Here is a 2,530-nt window from a genome sequence, read left to right on the forward strand (position 1 = left end):
TCGTGGGGTGTTCGCTGGTTCAGAGTTGCACAGTGGACGCGTAGCAGCTTGGTAGTCAAGTCCTCGGCCTATTAGTACCGGTCAACTGAACCCGTTACCGGGCTTACATTTCCGGCCTATCAACCCAGTCGTCTAGCTGGGGGCCTTACCCCACAATGTGGGTGGGATACCTCATCTTGAAGCGAGCTTCCCGCTTAGATGCTTTCAGCGGTTATCCCTTCCGAACGTAGCTAACCAGCCGTGCCCCTGGCGGGACAACTGGCACACCAGAGGTTCGTCCGTCCCGGTCCTCTCGTACTAGGGACAGCCCTTCTCAAGTATCCTACGCGCACGGCGGATAGGGACCGAACTGTCTCACGACGTTCTAAACCCAGCTCGCGTACCGCTTTAATGGGCGAACAGCCCAACCCTTGGGACCTGCTACAGCCCCAGGATGCGACGAGCCGACATCGAGGTGCCAAACCATCCCGTCGATATGGACTCTTGGGGAAGATCAGCCTGTTATCCCCGGGGTACCTTTTATCCGTTGAGCGACACCGCTTCCACATGCCAGTGCCGGATCACTAGTCCCGACTTTCGTCCCTGCTCGACCTGTCAGTCTCACAGTCAAGCTCCCTTGTGCACTTGCACTCAACACCTGATTGCCAACCAGGCTGAGGGAACCTTTGGGCGCCTCCGTTACCCTTTAGGAGGCAACCGCCCCAGTTAAACTACCCACCAGACACTGTCCCTGAACCGGATAACGGTCCGAAGTTAGATACCCAAATCAACCAGAGTGGTATTTCAAGATTGCCTCCACCCATACTGGCGTATGGACTTCACCGGCTCCCACCTATCCTACACAAGCTAATTCAGATACCAATGTCAAGCTATAGTAAAGGTCCCGGGGTCTTTCCGTCCTGCCGCGCGTAACGAGCATCTTTACTCGTAATGCAATTTCGCCGGGCCTGTGGTTGAGACAGTGGGGAAGTCGTTACGCCATTCGTGCAGGTCGGAACTTACCCGACAAGGAATTTCGCTACCTTAGGATGGTTATAGTTACCACCGCCGTTTACTGGCGCTTAAGTTCTCCGCTTCGCCCCGAAGAGCTAACAGGTCCCCTTAACGTTCCAGCACCGGGCAGGCGTCAGTCCATATACATCGAATTACTTCTTCGCATGGACCTGTGTTTTTAGTAAACAGTCGCTTCCCCCTGCTCTCTGCGGCCATACAACGCTCCACCCGCGCGGGGCTTCACGTCTCCGGCCCCCCTTCTCCCTAAGTTACGGGGGCAATTTGCCGAGTTCCTTAACCACAGTTCGCCCGATCGCCTCGGTATTCTCTACCTGACCACCTGTGTCGGTTTGGGGTACGGGCCGCTAAGAACTCGCTAGAGGCTTTTCTCGGCAGCATAGGATCACTGACTTCACCTGAATCGGCTCGGCATCACGTCTCAGCCTACATGCACCGCGGATTTGCCTACGGCACGGCCTACACGCTTACCCCGGCACAACCACCGGCCGGGCTCAGCTACCTTCCTGCGTCACCCCATCGCTTGACTACTACCCGCCAGGTTCCCACGCTCCCCACCATCAGCCCGAAGGCATCCGGCAGTTCGGGTGGTTAGCACAACGAGGTTCGTCAGGGTCGCTCTTTCGCGGGTACGGGAATATCAACCCGTTGTCCATCGACTACGCCTCTCGGCCTCGCCTTAGGTCCCGACTCACCCAGGGCGGATTAGCCTGGCCCTGGAACCCTTGGTCATCCGGCGGAAGGGTTTCTCACCCTTCTTTCGCTACTCATGCCTGCATTCTCACTCGTGCCGTGTCCACAACTAGGTCACCCCGTCGCTTCACCCCCGGCACGACGCTCCCCTACCCATCCACACACCTGCACCAGATATCAAGACCTGGCGAAGTTGAAATGTGAATGCCACAGCTTCGGCGGTGTGCTTGAGCCCCGCTACATTGTCGGCGCGGAACCACTTGACCAGTGAGCTATTACGCACTCTTTAAAGGGTGGCTGCTTCTAAGCCAACCTCCTGGTTGTCTATGCGACCCCACATCCTTTTCCACTTAGCACACGCTTAGGGGCCTTAGCTGGTGATCTGGGCTGTTTCCCTCTCGACTACGAAGCTTATCCCCCGCAGTCTCACTGCCGCGCTCTCACTTACCGGCATTCGGAGTTTGGCTGATTTCGGTAAGCTTGTGGGCCCCCTAGACCATCCAGTGCTCTACCTCCGGCAAGAAACACGCGACGCTGCACCTAAATGCATTTCGGGGAGAACCAGCTATCACGGAGTTTGATTGGCCTTTCACCCCTAACCACAGGTCATCCCCCAACTTTTCAACGTTGGTGGGTTCGGCCCTCCACGCGGTCTTACCCGCGCTTCAGCCTGCCCATGGCTAGATCACTCCGCTTCGGGTCTAGAGCATGCGACTAAAAACGCCCTATTCAGACTCGCTTTCGCTACGGCTCCCCCACCCGGGTTAACCTCGCCACATGCCACTAACTCGCAGGCTCATTCTTCAAAAGGCACGCCGTCACCCCG

Annotated in this window: 1 rRNA gene; it reads right to left on the minus strand. The window is 57.1% G+C overall.

Going from position 1 to position 2,530, the window contains the following annotated elements:
- Window positions 1–51: 51 nt before the first annotated feature.
- Window positions 52–2,530 (minus strand): 23S ribosomal RNA (locus GA0070213_RS30975); the annotation flags it as partial.

The organism is Micromonospora humi (genome assembly GCF_900090105.1).
Lineage (GTDB): Bacteria > Actinomycetota > Actinomycetes > Mycobacteriales > Micromonosporaceae > Micromonospora > Micromonospora humi.